This window comes from Planomonospora algeriensis, assembly GCF_977012225.1.
Window position 1 is genome coordinate 1 of sequence record NZ_CDRNDK010001079.1, and the last position, 509, is coordinate 509.

1 pseudogene is annotated in these 509 nt (G+C 77.2%); it reads left to right on the forward strand.

Features of this window, described 5'->3' with window-relative positions:
- Nucleotides 1-509, forward strand: a pseudogene (locus ACWJ6R_RS37895) (FtsK/SpoIIIE domain-containing protein); the annotation flags it as partial.

Here is a 509-nt window from a genome sequence, read left to right on the forward strand (position 1 = left end):
GGGGGCGGAGGCTCGGCGACGGTCGGCGCGGCCGCGCTGGACGGCGAGCCGGTGGCGGAGCCGGTGGACTGGCCCGAGCACGCGGTGCTCACCTGCGGCTCCTCGGTGCTGACGCTGACGGCCGTCGAGCCGCCCGACGCGCACCTGGACGTCCGGCCCGACGGCGGGCTCGCCTACAACCGGCCGCCCCGGATCCGCCCCCCGGAGCCCGCACGGCGGCTGGAGGTCCCGGTGGAGCCCCGGCGCGCCGAGGGCATGCGGTTGCAGCTGCTGACCGCGTTCCTGCCCCTGGTGCTGGGCGTGGGCATGGCCTGGGCGCTGCGGACCTGGTACTTCCTGCTGTTCGCGCTGCTCAGCCCGACGATCATGATCGGGCAGTGGTGGAGCGATCGGCGGCACGGCCGCAAGCGGCACCGGCAGCAGCTGAAGGAGTACCGGGAGCGCCTGGCGGTCTTCGAGGCCGCGCTGGAACGGGCCCGCGCCGCCGACGAGGCGGCCCGCCGCGCCGC